Origin of the sequence: Treponema sp. Marseille-Q4132 (genome assembly GCF_014334835.1) — a bacterium.
Classification (GTDB): Bacteria; Spirochaetota; Spirochaetia; order Treponematales; family Treponemataceae; genus Treponema_D; species Treponema_D paredis.
Genome location: NZ_CP060591.1, coordinates 2,412,060 through 2,428,769, shown reverse-complemented (window position 1 = coordinate 2,428,769; position 16,710 = coordinate 2,412,060). Strand labels below are relative to the sequence as shown.

General features: G+C 49.8%; 14 protein-coding genes. 1 reads left to right on the top strand and 13 read right to left on the bottom strand.

Features of this window, described 5'->3' with window-relative positions:
- Positions 1 to 124: 124 nt before the first annotated feature.
- From H9I35_RS11040 to H9I35_RS11000, 9 genes are all read right to left on the bottom strand, one after another.
- Positions 125 to 2,200 carry a hypothetical protein gene (locus H9I35_RS11040; RefSeq protein ID WP_187419422.1) on the bottom strand — a complete coding sequence of 692 codons (2,076 nt, stop codon included), beginning with the start codon at positions 2,198 to 2,200 and terminating at the stop codon, positions 125 to 127.
- Between the two features lie 6 nt (positions 2,201 to 2,206).
- Entirely contained in the window at positions 2,207 to 3,016 is an 810-nt protein-coding gene (locus tag H9I35_RS11035) for a carbohydrate ABC transporter permease (RefSeq protein WP_187419421.1), read from the bottom strand.
- Positions 3,013 to 3,882 carry a carbohydrate ABC transporter permease gene (locus H9I35_RS11030; protein WP_187419420.1) on the bottom strand — a complete coding sequence of 290 codons (870 nt, stop codon included), beginning with the start codon at positions 3,880 to 3,882 and terminating at the stop codon, positions 3,013 to 3,015. The genes H9I35_RS11035 and H9I35_RS11030 overlap by 4 nt, the downstream gene beginning before the upstream one ends.
- Before the next feature lie 170 nt (positions 3,883 to 4,052).
- Positions 4,053 to 5,306 (bottom strand): ABC transporter substrate-binding protein, encoded by a 1,254-nt coding sequence (locus H9I35_RS11025; RefSeq protein ID WP_187419419.1) that lies wholly within the window; start codon positions 5,304 to 5,306, stop codon positions 4,053 to 4,055.
- A 98-nt stretch (positions 5,307 to 5,404) separates the two neighbouring features.
- Positions 5,405 to 6,433, bottom strand: coding sequence for a LacI family DNA-binding transcriptional regulator (locus H9I35_RS11020; protein WP_187419418.1), 1,029 nt, complete (start codon positions 6,431 to 6,433; stop codon positions 5,405 to 5,407).
- Positions 6,434 to 6,613: 180 nt separating this feature from the next.
- On the bottom strand, positions 6,614 to 7,606 hold the full coding sequence (locus H9I35_RS11015) for a glycosyltransferase family 2 protein (protein ID WP_187419417.1): 993 nt from the start codon (positions 7,604 to 7,606) through the stop codon (positions 6,614 to 6,616).
- 9 nt (positions 7,607 to 7,615) lie between these two features.
- Entirely contained in the window at positions 7,616 to 10,171 is a 2,556-nt protein-coding gene (locus H9I35_RS11010) for a hypothetical protein (RefSeq protein ID WP_187419416.1), read from the bottom strand.
- A gap of 209 nt (positions 10,172 to 10,380) precedes the next feature.
- Complete coding sequence (locus H9I35_RS11005; RefSeq protein WP_187419415.1) at positions 10,381 to 10,680, bottom strand: type II toxin-antitoxin system YafQ family toxin; 300 nt, start codon at positions 10,678 to 10,680, stop codon at positions 10,381 to 10,383.
- A complete protein-coding gene (locus H9I35_RS11000; protein WP_016520513.1) occupies positions 10,677 to 10,871 on the bottom strand; it encodes a DUF2281 domain-containing protein in 195 nt (64 codons plus the stop codon). Before H9I35_RS11000 ends, H9I35_RS11005 begins: the two co-directional genes overlap by 4 nt.
- Before the next feature lie 381 nt (positions 10,872 to 11,252).
- On the opposite strand from H9I35_RS11000, the gene H9I35_RS10995 reads away from it, so the two are divergent.
- Entirely contained in the window at positions 11,253 to 12,284 is a 1,032-nt protein-coding gene (locus H9I35_RS10995; protein WP_187419414.1) for a DUF6588 family protein, read from the top strand.
- 131 nt (positions 12,285 to 12,415) lie between these two features.
- On the opposite strand, the gene flgE is transcribed toward H9I35_RS10995, so the two are convergent.
- From flgE to H9I35_RS10975, 4 genes are read right to left on the bottom strand one after another with little or no spacing between them, the layout of a single operon-like run.
- Positions 12,416 to 13,807 carry a flagellar hook protein FlgE gene (flgE, locus tag H9I35_RS10990; RefSeq protein ID WP_187419413.1) on the bottom strand — a complete coding sequence of 464 codons (1,392 nt, stop codon included), beginning with the start codon at positions 13,805 to 13,807 and terminating at the stop codon, positions 12,416 to 12,418.
- Between the two features lie 14 nt (positions 13,808 to 13,821).
- The gene (gene flgD / locus H9I35_RS10985; RefSeq protein WP_016520516.1) at positions 13,822 to 14,268 is read right to left on the bottom strand and encodes a flagellar hook assembly protein FlgD; all 447 of its coding nucleotides are present in this window, start codon (positions 14,266 to 14,268) and stop codon (positions 13,822 to 13,824) included.
- Positions 14,269 to 14,319: 51 nt separating this feature from the next.
- Positions 14,320 to 15,876, bottom strand: coding sequence for a flagellar hook-length control protein FliK (locus tag H9I35_RS10980; RefSeq protein WP_187419412.1), 1,557 nt, complete (start codon positions 15,874 to 15,876; stop codon positions 14,320 to 14,322).
- Between the two features lie 44 nt (positions 15,877 to 15,920).
- On the bottom strand, positions 15,921 to 16,544 hold the full coding sequence (locus tag H9I35_RS10975; RefSeq protein ID WP_016520518.1) for a periplasmic-type flagellar collar protein FlbB: 624 nt from the start codon (positions 16,542 to 16,544) through the stop codon (positions 15,921 to 15,923).
- Positions 16,545 to 16,710 lie beyond the last annotated feature (166 nt).

Genomic DNA, 16,710 nt, shown 5'->3' with positions numbered 1-16,710 from the left:
ATGCGCGGCAAAGATCGCTCGAAGAAAAGGCCTTACGCGCTCATTGCGAAGCTCGCGCACTAATGGGGCATTTTCGAAAATCGACATTTTCTGCAATGCCGCATTTATAGGAATGCAATTAAGTTCAGGTCGCTTCGTCGAGCGCCGACGGATTTTCACGGGCAATCTGTACATACGAGTGAAGCGTCAAAACCGCTTCCCACGCGATGCAGATATCGAAATATCCCTGTGCGTGATCTTTTCTGTCGAAATAATCCCAATCGGTATGGTTGATCTGTTCGGGCTGCCAGCCCGCAAACTCCGCTCCTTTTCCGAGCCCCTCTTTTTCCGAAGCGACGAGCGCAAGGCAGGCACGCATCATACAAAGCGCCGCATCGCGATAGAACGGATCTCCGCATAATGCATGCAAGCGCAAAAAATCGCGGGCAATATACATGCCGTAAAAATCGAGATGATGATGCGCGACCGAAACGGACGTCATGCCGCGTGTTTTAAAATGCAGACGGTCAAGCGGCGTTCCCCTCGGAAAGCGGACGTCGTACTGCCACATCCACGTATACGCGAAATCTGCCGCAGCTTTCGCGTCTTCCAAAAAAGTCGTATCGCCGGTAAACGCGTAGAGGTCGAGACTTTCGCGGAGAAGGACGGCGGCGGACTCTTTGTCAAATGCGTCGGCGTCGAGCGTGTCCCCGTAATAGTCGGCATTTTGTATCATGCGGTGATAGTATTCCCCCGAAAGCGCGAGCGCGGTTTTGATTTCTTTTTGCAGCTCTTCATCCGCGTGCGGATAGAGCGCTATCAAAAAAATGACAATGTACGCGCCGTTCGTTCCGCTGCCGTTGACGGCTTCCCCGTCTTCGCGCCTCCACCTGCCGAAATTGCCCGAGTCCGCTTTTTGTTTATCGCGCACATAGTGTGAAAGATAAAACCGAGCGACTCTCTTCGGAAGCTCTATAAATTCGTCGACGCGCGTTCCCAGTTCGAGCAAGGCTTCATAGAGCGCGATGTACGCGCTCATCGCTTCTCCGTTACAGCGGGCATTTACCAATTTCGCATAATCGGAATGCTCGGACACACCGAGGTAGCCGCCCCACTCGTCCCGCGCGATGCTGTAATTGTCGCGGTAGATGCCGCTTTTTTCTGGATGTTCCGCGCGTAAAAAATACCGCCCGATCGCTTCGGCAAGCCGCGCTTTGCCGCTCTTTGCAAACACGACGGCGCCTTCGACGCTTTTTACGAGAAAGGATGCCGCAGTAAATTCGTATATAGACTGCAGATCGCCGTTACCCTTTCCCATGCGGATAAAAGCGCTGCCGTCGTCCGCCTCATCCGTAAGAAATTCGAGATGGGCGAGCTTACGGGAAAACCACTCGTTCCACACCGCGCGCGGCGAAGTGTGCGCGGAAACTGCAGACGGCACCGCACCGACGGCAGATTCAAAATCCGCGGAGCATCGTTCGACCGCCGCATACGCAGAATCCGTATGCACCGGCGTCTTTTGTGTTTTCGAAAAAGAGTTTTCGCTGCAACAAAAATTATTAATTTTATTTTGCTTCGAAACGAGCGATGAAAATTCCCGATAAACCGAAAAAAGCGTATTCTCGCAAAGCTCGCTCACCGATGTCGTAAAAATAAACTGTACTCTCCGTATGACAAGAGGTTTTTCGGCCGAACAGCCGTCCGCGCGGAAGTGCGTGTTTTTCGAAGTGTGAGGCACCGTACGCGTTTTGCCGCAATAGGAAAACGGATATTCGGAAGGCGGAAGGCGCATTTCGATTACGACATCGTTTTCCGCCTCATACGCGCACACGTGAGCCGCTTCGGAAGGATCGCACGCAGGAGAAATGCAAAAGGCGGTAAAATCGCATCCGGAGCGAAGCAAAAGACAACCGGGAAGCGGCGTCCGCTCTTCTCGAAATGCAAACGCCTGCTCTATGCCGCCTTTGGGAAAAGCGCCCTGCCCGCAGTTGTTTTTTCGGTACAGCACGGATGGAATAAAAAGCTCGAGCTTTCCGGATTTTTTCGAAAAAGAAATACGGGAAGCAAGCTCATAGGTTCCGCTTTCAGTGATCGTCCATTCGGTTTCGACGGCTGTAAAGCGCGAATCCTGAAAAACGACGCGGATCTTTCCGCTGCAGCCGACGCTGCAGGAAACGCTCATCGCCGCACCGAGCGCCGAAAGGATTTCCGTTTTTTCCATACGGCGTTAACCCTTTATGCCCGTCATCACGAGACCCGCAACGATCTGTCTTCGAAAAAGCGCGTAAAACACAAACTGCGGAATCGAAGCGATGAGGGCGCCCGCCATGATCATCGCGTATTCGGTTCCGTGCGTTCCTTGAAAATTGGCAATGCCGACGGTGATCGTATACTTCGCCGATTCGCTTACGGCGATAAGCGGCCATAAAAAATCGTTCCACGCGTTGATAAACGAAATGATGACCGTCGTTATCATCGCGGCTTTGCCGACCGGCAGCATCACGTGCATAAACGTCGTAAAGCGGCTCGCCCCGTCGATAAAGGCGGCTTCTTCGAGCGCATAGGGTATGCCTTCATAAAATTGTTTGATGATAAAGACGCCGATCGGAAGCGCAAGGCGCGGCAGCAAAACGGCGGCGAGCGTGTCGAGGATGCCGTATGCGTTGAACTGCATATACAGCGGTATGATGAGCACTTGAAACGGAATCATCATCGCAGCCATAACCGTCCAAAAGACGATACGGCGCCCCTTAAAGCGTATGCGGGCGAGCGCGTATGCGATCGGTACGTCCAAAACCAGAGTACCCGCAGTAACGGAAAACGAAACGATAAACGAATTCAAAAGCCAGCGGAATATATCGGTCGATAAAAAAGCTTTTTGATAATTGACAAGCGTCGGGCGCAGCGGAATCAAGGTAATGATGTCCGACATAACGTCCTGTTCGGTTTTGAGAGACGTAACGACGAGCCAAAAAAGCGGAAAAAGCCACAGCGTCAAAAGCAGCACCGTCAAAAAAATTAAAATATATTTTTTCATTCTTCGCCTGCCGAAATCGCTTTATATTGAAACAGCGAAATTATTAAGATGATGAAAAACAATACGTAAGCCATCGCGGACGAATATCCCATTTTAAAATATTTGAATCCCGTTTCGTAAATATACTGCACGAGTACACGCGTCGAACCGTGAGGCCCGCCTCCGGTCATCACGTACACTTGTCCGAAAATATTGAACGACGCGATGATCTGAAGAATGAGACACAGAGCGGTCGTCGGACGGACAAGCGGCAGCGTTATGCGCCACACCGTCTGCACATAGTTCGCCCCGTCGATTTTCACGGCATCGTATATCTCCGATGAAATCTGTTTGATGCCTGCGGAAAAAAGTATCATATTGAAGCCCGCAGTCCACCACACCGTCGTCGCGATTATTGAAGTCATCGCGTATTTCGTATCGGTAAGCCAGCCTATGGGTTCTCCGCCGAACAGCTTGATGAATTGATTGACAATGCCGTAATTTTTTTGCAGCAGCCACGCCCACAGTGTGCCGATGACGGTGATCGAAAGGATGTACGGCAGAAAAAAAAGATTTTCCGCAGCATCTTTTAACGGAGAGCGGGAAGTGACGAGGAGCGCCATAAGAAAGCCCGTTACCAGCAGGAGCGGCGTCGAAACGAGTACGAACACGAGCGTGTGGCCGAGGCTCGAATAAAAGGTTACGTCTTTAAAAAGTTTTACATAATTTCCGAACCCCGTCCACGTGCGAGTCGAAAGGATATCCCAATCGAAAAAGCCGATAAAAAGACCGAACAGCATCGGGAAGAGGAGAAAAAGTGCAAACACGATCATAAACGGAAGGCAAAACAAAATGCCGTCTTTCAAATCAGAATTTCCGGGAATCATAATTTTCCAAAAAAATATTATTAATTAATAATTATCGCACGCAAAGGACGGACGCAGCGATGTTTTTTTTAGTCCCCGCCGGGCTGCTGTGCGAAACGGTCAAGCCTATCAATCGGTTCAAGGGGCTGCGTCAAAAGTTCCCGCTTTTTCGGCAGCCCCTTTCCGCAAACTCAATAACTTGCGAGTATTTCGTTTACTTTCTTTTCCATGCCGGCGACGGCCTGCACGCCGTTTTGATTTTGCGCGACGGCAGCTTCAAGCATATCGGAAAGATTGTCGTAGATTTCCTGCCATGCGCCCGTGTTCGGAGCGGCGATAACCGATTCGGCCGCGGCGACGTATCCCGCGCGGTACGGCAGCGCTTTGAACTCGTGCTTTTCGCGGACGGAAAGCATCGTCGGAATGTGTCCCGCCTTTGCCCACATTTCGCCGTGCTGCGTCATCCAGATGATAAATTTCGCGGCGGCTTCTACCTTTTTGGGATCCATTTTTCTTTGTACCGGAATCGCAAGCGTATGAGAGCCGGCCCATGCGCCGGGTTTTCCCATCAATGCGGGAAACGGCACTGCGGCGAAGTTCAATCCCGCCTGCTTTTCGAGCGCGCCGGTCGCCCACACGCCGTTAATATAGAACGCCGTTTTTCCGAGACGGAAATCCGTCATCGCCGAATCGTAATCGTATCCTTTCGGCGTGATGCCGTATCTGTTGACGGAATCGATAAGACCCTGAACGACTTCCGCACCGTCTTTGTTGTTGAACGCAGCTTTTTTGCAGTCGGCGGTAAGAACGCTTCCGCCTTTTTGTCCCATACCCGACACGAATATGCGTGCAAGCGTATAAGCCTTATACGTGGCGGTCGTGTTGTCCACACCCAATCCCACGGCACCGGTTTTTTCCTGCACCGTTTTTGCAGCCCTCACAAGTTCGTCATACGACTGGGGAACCTTTTCGATGCCAGCCTTTGCGAGCAGGTCTTTGTTGTAATACATGATGATCGGATGCACGTCGAGCGGAATCGAATAAAGCTTGCCGTTGAAGCGGCACGCATTCAACGGAGCGGGAACGAAATCGTTCATCGGAGCGTTGATCTTTTTCATCACATCGTCGAGCGCGTAGAGCGTGCCGCTTTTGACGAAGGGCAGCATGCTGTCGCGGTGCACGACGACGATATCGGGTGCCTTTTTGCTTGCAAGCGCCGTCGTCAGCTTCGTGTAATAATCGGTGTACTTAGCGGGATCGCTTTTAAGCTGGATATCCTTGTGCGTGCGGTTGAATTCGGCGATCATCGCGTTGAAGAATTCTCCGTCACCTCCGGTAAACAGCGACCAAAACGTCAGCACGACGGGTTTTTCCGCGGCGTGCACGGACGGTACGCTGAACGCCGCAGCGGCAGCGATACAAAAAACGGCAAATAATTTTTTCATAAAACCTCCATAAAAACTTTTGCAGAATGCTTACGCATCCGAAAAAAAATCAGTCATACGAAAACGGCGCACGCCTGTCCCCTTTTTGGGACTGTGCATCAAGTTCCGCTTTCGTTCCGCTCCGGAAGCTTTTTTTTCGTCGACTCCCGGAATATGATGCGCGCATCGAGGTGCCGCGTTTCATACGGCAGCTCCCGATCTTTAATATGGCGCAGCAATTCGAGCACCGCTTCCCGTCCGAGCTTGTACTTCGGCACGTCGATCGTACTCAAGCGGGGCTGCATATACTGCGATATGTTTAAATTATCGCAGCCGAACACTTCGACGTCGTCGGGCACGATCCGGTTGTTTTCATACAGCGATTTGAGTACGCCCATCGCAACCAAATCGTTAAAACAGACTACCGCGGTAAAATCAGTCTGCAAGTGCAGCGCGTGATTTATGGACGCATAACCGTCGTCGATGTGCCCCGCCGTCTTCAATATGAGCGCTCTGTCCGCTTTTTTGCCTGCGCGCTCGAAAGCGCTCACATAACCGCGGAGACGGTCGAGCGAATTGCTGATCGTATCCGGGCCTGCGATATACAGAATGCGCTCGTGCCCGTTTGCAAGCAAATGCGTAACGACTTCTTCCGTACTCTCTCTGTCGCGGTGCAAAATCGAATGATTTTCGAGGCCCCGCACTTTTCTTCCCGCAAACACGAAAGGCACCGAAAGCTCCGTATAGAGTTTACGCAGCGCATCGTTGTCATACAGCGGCACGCTGATGATCCCGTCGACATTCCTGCCCTGCAGCGTCCTGAGCGCAGCGCATTCGTTTTCGACCTTTTCTTCCGTGTTCATCAGCAAAATATGATAGCCGTGCCGCTTCGCCGTATCTTCAATGCCGAGGATAACTTCGGCAAAAAACGGATTCGATGAATCCGCCGACACCACTCCGAGCACTTTCGTCCTATGCGATCTCATACTCGACGCGGCGTAATTCGGCGTATAACCGAGATCGGATGCGGCGCGCTTTATCTTTTCGCTCGTGCTTTCGCTGATGCGCGTATCTCCGCGCAGCACGCGGGAAACGGTATTGACGGAAAAGCCGGTTTGTGCTGCGATTTGCGAAAGCGTCACATTCATCAGATAACGTTACTCCATAAATATCGATTTGTCAAATATTTTTTTTATTTTCGGCAAAATTTGACGATTTTTATTTAATTATACTTAATTTATTTAGTATTTATTCATAAAAAAAATACAGTAATGAGATAACGATAATCCAATAATCCGGAATATCGTTTTTTGAGTAAGCGTATGCGATTACGGCACGATTTCCATACCCCACCATTCGCCGAGCAAAGCTTTCGCTTCCGCCTTGAGCGAAGGGTCGACACAGACTTCCAACTGCTTGAGGTTATCGGCATAGTATGCGCGGCCTAAAGCTTTTACGGCTTCGCGTATATCGCTTCCGACATCGGGATGCTCGTCCAAGTAGGAAAGAATGATCGTAAATACCGAAGAAGCCGAACACACTTTTTGCCAGGCGGCAAGGTCGGCGATTTTGCGGCGGGAAGAAATACCGGTATTGATGCGGTAGTTGTACACGGCATCACGTATACCGACGTATGTACCGGCATATAAAGCGATAAAAAAATAAAGCAGCATATCTTCTGCCATTGTACAATAGGTAAACGGAATTTCGCCGTATGCTTTTTGAACAAGGTCTGTTTTAAAAAGCTTGCCCCATACGAAACTGCTGTATGAGTGTTCAACGATATATGTACGGAGGATTTCATCGCCGGTTAAAACACCATCGTACACATTCTGCGCCCTTTGAGCAAAGGCTGCAACACGTGCATCAGGCTCACCTTCCATGCCGCATACCGTACCCGCACCGTGCACGATGTCCGCCGACGACGCAGAGGAAGTTTCGTACAAAATACGAAGAGCCGAGGACGGAAGTTCGTCGTCGGGATCGGCAAAAGCGATATATTCGCCCGATGCGGCGATCACCGCAGTACGGCGTGCTTCGAGCGTACCGAGATTTTTTCCGTGTTCCAAAAACACGAGCGGAAGAGCTCGCTCTTTAAAACGCTTTGTGTATGTTTTAACAATTCTCCCGAGATCTTTTGTACCGGGGCTTCCGTCGTTGACGACGATCGTTTCAACAGGCGGAGAATCCGTCTGCTGCAGCACGCTTTCAAAAAACCGCCCGATAAGCCCCTCCGCCCCGTACACGGGAACGCAAAGACTTACGAGCGGCTTTTGCCGTGCCGCTCGCCCGAAGCGCGCGGCACAAAAAATAAAACTCATTTTACTATTTTACTGCCACTCAAAGCCGGATCCGAGCTTTAACGTTTTAGAAAAGCTGCCGCCCGAATTCCTTTCAGCTTGCAAGCTGCCTTTCAAATCGTACTCCAATACCTTGTCGGTATTCTTCAATACATCGGGCGAACTGCCGAGCGGCAATCCGCCTTTACCCCATGCGCCGTCCGAAGCGATGATAAGCTTGATCCGTTCGGCTTCGTCGTTTTTTACGGCGATAAAGCGGTAAAAACCGTAGCCTATTTTGTTCACATCATCCCCATCTTTTTTCGCTAATACGACAGCGTTTCCGGACAAAGTACCGTTAGTGCTACCGATTTTATACAGTATGCCGCTGCTTTTAAAAGCATCCGTGTAATAAGGAATCCCTTCTTGCTTCTGTATTTCGCGCGACTTCGATGAAAGAGCGTACAGCACACCGTCAAAAACATGCAGGTCATTAATTGCTTCCCCATATTGGATGCGGATACTGCCGGTAAAGGTTCCGTCGTCAATCGGATTACCTGAAGCATCTGTATACTCAGGAGCATTATCGACAAGGGTAAGTTCGCCGTCCGCAGTCCCATCGCTTTTTTTGTATTTTTGTACCTTCAGCCGATATTTATCAATACCGGCTTCTTGATAAGTTTCTTTTATACCGGCAAACAGTCCGTCCTTGTTTGCGGCAAGAGCGGTAACGGGAGCACTATTCGGATTAAACGACACACTATATCCTGAAACCGCTCCCGCACTACTGAACAAAGAGCCTAAAAGCCAGCTCTTTTTTTGTATCTGCCCGTAGGAACCACTAGCGTACGCATAATACAGACTGTTCTGCCCATTGGAAATATCTACCGCAATCGCAGAAACAGTACTGGATGTTAAAACCGAGTCTACACCCTGCTTCTCGTACGTACCGTCTTCTTTCAGCGCAAACCGTCTAACGTTGTAATTAGAACTATCTTTCCACAGTATGTACAGATTGCCGTCCTGGTCGTAGCAAAAAATATCGGTAGGCTTTTCGGCAGCGCTATATTCAAAAAGCTTATTCGCTGCAGAAGATGCTTCTGCTCCGTTCGTACTTGTCCAATAGCCCCTCATATAAGGAGGGTTATTAGGGTCTTTTTCCCACAACAGCGTCTTTGTATTGGATGGGTACTCGGGTTTTTGCTCATACCAAGTTGCCGCAGTACTGTTGAAAGTTATCGTGTTTGTTTCGCGGTTAAATGCTGCAATTCGGTTTTTATTGCCCTTGATATGCCAGTTTTCATTGATATACCCGCTGCTGAAACCGTCGTCCGCAATGTAGATATTATCTTCGTCGTAGCCGATAAAACCGATGGGATTGGAAAAATACTGTGCATTAAAGGCGATGGGGTCTGCGGTTGAAGCAGCAGGATTAAGCCCTAGCTTGGTCTCATCGGCAAAGGAGCTGTCGGTATATGTATAACGTACAAGCTGCCCCAGCGCATACAGCATTCCGCTATCCAGTTTTTGCTCGTTCAGCAAGCAATACACGCCGTCCTCGTCGGCAAAAAGATCGGTACAGGTGGTGTGATTATTGTCGAAAGCACTGTTTTGGCGAACTTTAGGAAGCTGTGTGTCCCTTTTATTCGACAGCGTTAAAGCCGGAGGCGTAGTCCCCGACAGTTCGGCTTTACAGGCAAACAGCTTATTCACCTGAGGGAGAGAAGCAGAGAGAGGTACGGTAAAAAACAAGGTACCGTTATATACCGCAACGGCAGAAACAGTGCTTATCGAAGGGTCAAGCGCAGTCAGGCTGCTTCCGTTTGAACAGGTAAAATGATTGTGCGCGTTTTCTTTCAGGCAATAGACATTTACGCCCTTGAACAAAAAGATATAGTTGTTTTCGGCATCGACCGCTATGTTATCAATATCGCTGATCTGAGGAACAGGCGGAGGCAGTGTGTTCAGCTGAGCGGCAACGGCCGTTTGAAAACCCGTATCTTCATTGCCGTCAACGTCGAAACGCGTGAGCTTTTGTCCGCTACCGCCGTTATATAAAAGATATAACCTGCCCAGGCTGTCGCGCGCGGTAACCGGTTTCGGTTTGGCAGGGGTTCCGCCCATAAAGATATCTTTACCGAAAGTTTTGCCGTTTCGGAATTTCAGGCGAAGCTTAACTTCATTTGCGCTTATCGTTTCCGCAACATCGAAAAAGAAATTTCCCACAACGTTCGGTGTTTTCGACAGTTCCAAATCGATATCGTTTATGCCGGCTTTTACAGTGTGCGTTTTCGTCCTGCTCCACGTACCCGATGCGGTTTGAACGGTCGCCTTTACGACGATCTCGACGCCGACGACGACTTCCGCAGAAAGAGGGAGCGGTCCCTCCGCGATCAAGCGCCCCGAAGCGTCGCTGATCGTGATCGTCGTATTGCTGCCGTCGAATATCGGTAAGCCCGTTAAAGGGTCGGCGGCACGCTGAGGGCCGGCACTGCCGACACGAACTTCGGCAAGTTCTTTTCCCCCGTTTATATTGAAATTACAGGCGGTAAATACGGCACAGAACACTGCCGAAACGATGATTATTTTAAAACCGATTCCTTTCATAAGCTTCCCCCGCTTAAAACTTTTGCAAAAGCATACAGCAAAAATTCAATCAAAAAAATCCGAAGATTTTTTTATCCGCGCGCAAAACACGCTCTTTACATTATAGCGTAAAACAGCAAAAATAACAATTATTTTTACCGCAATCCGCAGGGAGAAACGCATCAATCTTCACAAAAAACCGCGCCCGTATTTTCGGCGCGGCAGTAAGATTATGATTTGAGGCTTTTTTTTACATCGAAAATATTCGTATGTGAATTTATTCTAAAACATGTCAAAACAGACACTGTTCCATCAATTGTTATTTTGTATACTAAAAGAAGATCCGGCCTTACATGACACTCTCTGTATCCGATATAATTTCCCTGCAGCGCATGATCACAGTATTTTGCTTCCGGTCTTTCACCTGCTAAAAGCCGCTTAATAATGCCGTCGGTTGCTTCGATTTCTTGCTTGTTTAATTTTTTATAATCGGATTTAAAACTTTTCGTAATCTTTAATTTGTACGTCATTCCGTCATTGCCGCCTTAAACGCGCCAAAGGAATCATACGTTTCATAGTCCCCGTGTTCAAGTTCCGCAATTGCCGTATCAAGCCCGTTTTTTTGCGATTTGTATTCGAGAAACTCCATAAACTCATATAATTCTTGAAAACATGATTCCGGCAATGTTTTTAATTTTTCTTCCAGGATCGTTAACGGCATATCGCTGCCTCCTGTAATAAATTTACCCCTATTTCCCGATTTTTTCAAGCAAAACAAGCTGTTAACCGAACAATGTGCTCCGGCTGAAAAAAGTTCGACCGCGGCTGTACATATTTTTGCTTGTCAACATTTTCGAATCCGTATATACTCAAACCGCACATATTGCCTTTATAAAAAATGCGTTTCAAAATCGAACATTTAAACGAGCCGCTGAAATGGCGCGGCTCGTTTAATATCGAGTTTTCTTTCAGAAAACTCGCGGATATACCTGTGCGCCGTTCGGAACTTCGCGCTTACGCGCTCGTTGCGAAGCCCGCGCACCAATGCGGCATTTTCGGAAGTTGATACTTCCTGTAATGCCGCATTTATAGGAAGGTTTTTATGAGAGTACGTTCCGTTCCCGCTTTTACAGCGGCCATGCTTTTATCCGCCGCTTCCGTTTTCGCATCAACTGCCGATATCGATAAAGCGTTCGAATCTCTTACCGGTACATTAACGGAAGTAGTACCCGAATCAACGATCCAGCTCGGCGTTTGGTCGGACGCTTATATCGGAAAACTTTTTCCGTCTTTGCCGCCGCACTTCGGAGCGGGCGTCAGCGCGGGGGGAACCTTTATCGAAACGAAACCGTTGTCAAACGCGATCGGAACGATTATCACCGAAATCAACAGCCATGCTGCCGGTGCAACAGGCGATTTCAATTTTACGGTTCCGGATCAAATCCCCCTGCCCTCCGCTTCGGTGCATGCCCGCATCGGAGGCTTCGTTCTCCCCTTCGACATAGGTATATACGGAGCTTACCTCGATTTAAATACGTTGAAATTCGAAGATTTTACCGGAACCGTAAACTACTATACGATAGGTGCGGATATCCGCTATGCTATCATGAAAGGAAGTACGACGCTTCCGAAACTGTCGGTCGGCGCGGGCTATATCCGCACACACTTGGCGCTCTCCATGACCGGCGCATCGAAGTATAACGCGGACTTAACTTCCTACGGTATTCACGGTATCACCACCGTACCGATTACGGCGAACGCGGATACGAACACGAGCTTTGATTTGAATACGATTTTCGTGCAAGCGCAGATTTCGAAAAAGTTTTTAATTTTGACCCCTTACGCCGGAGTGCGCGCCTACGTCACCTCGTCGAAAAGTCATTACGATTATTCGTACTCGACGGCTTATGAACACGGCGGGACGCTGCATCTCGTCCCGCATCCGGACGCAAGCAGCTCTTCTTCGCGCGATTACGGCACGGACGATTTCAATTTCGACTGGAACAATATCCGTCCTCAGCTCTACGCGGGTCTCGGTTTGAATCTGCTCTTTATCAACTGTACCGTAGGCGGCTCGTGGAATATGCGGAACAATCTGCTGAGCGCGAACGTAAACGTATGTATTAAAATATAGCGAACGCCGCTCGTCTTCTACCGTTTCGCTGTTTTCGATTTATTAATTAATAATTTATAAAAAAAGGGGGCTGTCTCAAAAGTCGGTTACTTTCTCGACAGCCTGTCGGCGGAAACTCCGCCCATGAATTATCAGCGCTTGAGCGATAAAATCGTTTCAAGCATCGAGTCGGTCGTTTGAATCGTCTTTGCGTTCGATTCGAAGCCGCGCTGCGTAACGATCATATCGGTAAGCTGTTCGGCCAAATCGACGTTCGACATTTCGAGCGCGCCGGAAAGCAGTTTGCCCTTTCCCGCCACTCCGCTTTCGCCGATCATCGCTTGCCCCGAATTGTTCGATTCGGTATACGTATTGTCGCCCGCCTTTTCCAATCCGCGGTCGTTCGTAAATGACGCCATTGCGATCTGCCCGAGAGTGCGGACGCTGCCGTTGGAATACACGCCCGTTATGACGCCGCTCGAATCGATTTTGAAATTATCGAGATAGCCGAGCGTGTAGCCGTCCTGTGAAAACGCTTTTGTCGTCGAACGGGATGCGTCCTGCGTGATCGTGTCGGTCATGCTGCCGATCGTTCCGATGTTGATGTTGAGCGTTTGGCGGTACGGATTACCGTCCGCATCGGGATTCGATTCGGGAACGGTAAACGATGTCCGCAGTAAAATCTGTCCGTCTTCGTTCGATGCGACGCCGGCAGAATCTTCGACGGAAAGCAGACGTCCCATATTATCGAACGCGACGATGAACGTGTTTCCCATGCCGTCGGTCGTATTGAGTCCGACGCGAGTCTGAGTAAATTCGGCGTTGTCCGCATCGACGTTTACCGTCGCCTGCCACTGATTGATCGTACCGGGAACTCTCGCAAAAGACACGGACAAAAGGTGTTTGTTGCCGAAGCTGTCGTAGATTTCCTGTTCCGTTCCCCACGTACCGCGGATGATGTCTTCCGCATTTGCCTGTTCGGGAATGAGCGGCGTATTTTTATCGAGGTTGCAGCGGAATAAAACGTTTTGCGTCGCGCGCGGCGGATCCTTCGATCCGACGGGAATAACGATATCCGTCGGCGTGGCGGCCGTCGAAACGATTTCGATGCCGTTCACTTCCTGCGCCATCCAGCCCTGTACGCGCATTCCGTTTGCAGGATTGACAAAGGTGCCGTCGCGGTCAAGCGAAAAATCTCCGTTCCGCGTATAGTAGGACTGCTCGCCGTCTTTTAAGATAAAAAAACCGTTGCCCTCGATTGCGATGTCGGTCGTAACTCCGGTCGACTGCAAATTGCCCTGCGTAAAAATATTGTCGACGGATGCAACCATCATGCCGAGTCCCACTTCTTTCGGGTTTACGCCGCCGAGTTCGTCGTTCGGACGCGCAGGCCCCGAAAGCTGCTGCGAAATCATATCTTGAAAATTGACGCGGGCACGTTTAAAACCGAACGTATTTACGTTCGCGATGTTGTTGCCGATGACGTCCATGCGCGTTTGGTGATTTTGTAATCCCGAAACGCCCGAATACAGTGATCTCATCATAGAGCTGCCCCCGTTTAATTTCCGTAAATCGCGCTGATCTGATCCATCGTGTAGTATCTGCCGCCTACCATGACGCGCGGTTTTTCTTCGCGCGTTGCAGCCTGCACGACGCCCGTCGTCGTCGTATCGCCGACGTTGAGCTCAACCGTCTTTCCGAGCATCGAAGACGCTTCGGAAACTCTGAACACGCCCGCAAGCTTTGTAAACTCCGCGCTCATGTTCGTCATCTGTTCAAGCGATGAAAACTGCGCCATCTGAGCGATAAACTCGGTGTTTTCGATCGGACTTGTCGGATCCTGGTTCGACAGCTGCGCTATCAAAAGTTTTAAAAAGTCATCCTTGCCCAACGAATGATTGACCGTACGTCCTTTTACGCCAAGTTCTTTGTTGTAGCCGCTTACGGCAAAATCGACCGCCGCTTTGTCGGCTGCGCTCATGGTGGTGTTGATTCCGTCCATCATCTACCCCTGTCTTATCAATTAATAATTAACAATTATTATGCGATTAACAATCTACACGACGACATTTACCGCGTGTTCGCCTGCAATATAACTTCCGCCCGAAGCCGCGCTTCCTTCCGGCACGAACACGTCTTCGTATCGTCCCGCATGCTGCGCATCGGCAAAGCCGCCGCCCGCCCCGTTTCCTGAAAAGCTTCCGCCCGTTCCGGCGGACGAATAGGCTACGGTAAAACCGCCGGCTTCAAAACCGCTTTGCGCGAACGCAGTTTTAAGCGCATCGGCGCTTTCCTTAAACGCGTTGTACGCTTCTTCGGAATGCACCGTAATTTGTCCGCTCACTACCTTATCGGAAAGCTGCAAGCTGATCTTTACATTTCCGAGAGATTCCGGGCGCAGCACGAGGTTGATCGTTCCCGCGTTGTTGTCGCGCAAAACGATCGAACCCGCTTTTACGAAATCGGATGCGTTTTGCCGTATTTGATTTGCGAGCATCGTTTGAAAGTTCGAACTTGCCGCCTGCGCGCTTTGACCGTTTGCAGGGGAAACGTTTTGTCGAACGTTTTCCGAAACGAACATAGTCATTTCGGACGAAGCGCCGTTTGCCGCATCGAGTTTTATCAACTTTTCCGATTCGGGTTTCACTTCGGAAAGATTTTCCGCCGTTTCCGTTCGAAGATCGGTGACGAGTATCTTGCCGTCGGCATCGAATGCGCGCTCCCGCTTTGAGAGAGCGCCTTCATCATTTATTTCAAATGAAAACGCTTTGTCGTCCGAAAATCCGCCGCTCTCGCTTCCGCTTTCCGCCTGTTCAGCGGCGTATACGGGAAGGGCTCCTATTTGAAACGGGGCGGCATCTTCGGAAAGGGATACGCTTTCGGCAAAAAAATCATCCGCATCGCTTTCGGCAACTTCGCCCTTTCCTTTGCGCACGATTTCGGAATCGGCTGAACCGTCGACGAGATATGCGAAATCTTCAAGCAGCGCGGCGCGCGCTTCGTCGGCGGCATCGAGAACTTCCGCTTTTTCAAGCGCTTCGGCATCGCCCGTCAGTCCGCGGTTTTCGTCCTGCGTATACTCAAAAGATTTTTTTTCATTGAAATCCGAAGATGCGCTGTCGTCCGCCTGTTTTTTTACACCATCTTTTACGGCATCCGTTTTGCTTTCTTTTTTCGTATCGACGGCGTCATTCCGTACCGGATTCGTCTTCGATACGTCCTCCCGTCTGAGATCCGCAGAAGCACGTTTGCTTTCGCGAAGCCCATTCGCTCCTGAAAGCATATCCGTTTTCGCATTTCCCGCAGAAGCATGTTCCGCACTTCCCGCACGGATCTTTTCGAAAGTTCCCCCATGCGCAGCCTTTCGGCCTAAATGCGAAAGAGATTCGGATTTTCCGCGCGCTGAAAGCCCCGCACCCGAAAACGCATCGGAGACTTGAGCGTCGATTTTTTTACCCTGTGCGCGAGCGAGGAGTTTTGCAAACGAATGCTCTTCGTTTTTTGTACGCGATAAAAGAATTTTTTTTGAAAGCTGCGATGGAAGTGAGTCGATTTTATCGATTGCGTTTACTTTCGGAACCGCACTTACTTTTGCAACAGGGATTCCCTGCATCGTCATCCTCCATTTGTGCAAACAAAGAATGACCGCAGGGAAGTTCAGTCAAGCGATTTCGGCTTGCTCACCATCTTCCGTTGGACTGCCGCAGCCCGCTCCGCCGGCATAAGTGAAAGCCAGTACGATGTCATCGAATACTGCTTTTTCACCGTCGCCATTTCTTCTTCTTTGCGCAAAACGTCGATCACGAGCTGATCGTCCATCGCCACAAGTTCCTGAACGGCCGCGGCGGGCGGCATATTGTACAGACGCGTTGCGATCTGTTCTATGTTTACTTCTTTATCATCGTACTTTTTTTGCAAATTGTTAAATGTTTTTTCGCGTTCTTCGAGCGTTTTTTCGCGTTCGGCAAGTTCGGCCGCAATCCGCTCGTTTTGTTGACCGGACGCGGTCAATTCGCTCTCTTTTTGGTCAAGTTCTTCCTTATAAAGCCTGAGCGCTTCACGCTGTTTGTCTATGCGATCCTGATCGATATCATTATTTAGCGGGCGAACGGCCGTCGTCGATGTCTGCGGCTCCCTGCCCAGCATACGATACAGCGGCGTAAACAGCGTCTTCGCGTGAATGATTCCCAAATAATCGAACCACAATAAGCCGCCGAGACAGAGAATGATAATCAGAAAAAGAAGGACGATCGATTTGCCTAAGTTTTTTCCTTTTGCCATCGTAACCCACCCGTTTGTATATTTGGTTCAATTTCGAGTTTTCTAAAACTCGAAATTTTCCAACCGTTTCACGCATCGCCAAAATGGCAAGTTTGGAAAACCGATAAAATCATGCTTTCGGCGAGGTTCCGGCTGCGTGCCGCTTTGAGCGTTAAGCTTACGGAAG

Coding starts and splice junctions, on each gene's coding strand:
- H9I35_RS11040 (WP_187419422.1), bottom strand. CDS start 2,200: ATGGAAAAAACGGAAATCCTTTCGGCGCTCGGTGCGGCGATGAGCGTT.
- H9I35_RS11035 (WP_187419421.1), bottom strand. CDS start 3,016: ATGAAAAAATATATTTTAATTTTTTTGACGGTGCTGCTTTTGACGCTG.
- H9I35_RS11030 (WP_187419420.1), bottom strand. CDS start 3,882: ATGATTCCCGGAAATTCTGATTTGAAAGACGGCATTTTGTTTTGCCTT.
- H9I35_RS11025 (WP_187419419.1), bottom strand. CDS start 5,306: ATGAAAAAATTATTTGCCGTTTTTTGTATCGCTGCCGCTGCGGCGTTC.
- H9I35_RS11020 (WP_187419418.1), bottom strand. CDS start 6,433: ATGAATGTGACGCTTTCGCAAATCGCAGCACAAACCGGCTTTTCCGTC.
- H9I35_RS11015 (WP_187419417.1), bottom strand. CDS start 7,606: ATGAGTTTTATTTTTTGTGCCGCGCGCTTCGGGCGAGCGGCACGGCAA.
- H9I35_RS11010 (WP_187419416.1), bottom strand. CDS start 10,171: ATGAAAGGAATCGGTTTTAAAATAATCATCGTTTCGGCAGTGTTCTGT.
- H9I35_RS11005 (WP_187419415.1), bottom strand. CDS start 10,680: ATGACGTACAAATTAAAGATTACGAAAAGTTTTAAATCCGATTATAAA.
- H9I35_RS11000 (WP_016520513.1), bottom strand. CDS start 10,871: ATGCCGTTAACGATCCTGGAAGAAAAATTAAAAACATTGCCGGAATCA.
- H9I35_RS10995 (WP_187419414.1), top strand. CDS start 11,253: ATGAGAGTACGTTCCGTTCCCGCTTTTACAGCGGCCATGCTTTTATCC.
- flgE (WP_187419413.1), bottom strand. CDS start 13,807: ATGATGAGATCACTGTATTCGGGCGTTTCGGGATTACAAAATCACCAA.
- flgD (WP_016520516.1), bottom strand. CDS start 14,268: ATGATGGACGGAATCAACACCACCATGAGCGCAGCCGACAAAGCGGCG.
- H9I35_RS10980 (WP_187419412.1), bottom strand. CDS start 15,876: ATGCAGGGAATCCCTGTTGCAAAAGTAAGTGCGGTTCCGAAAGTAAAC.
- H9I35_RS10975 (WP_016520518.1), bottom strand. CDS start 16,544: ATGGCAAAAGGAAAAAACTTAGGCAAATCGATCGTCCTTCTTTTTCTG.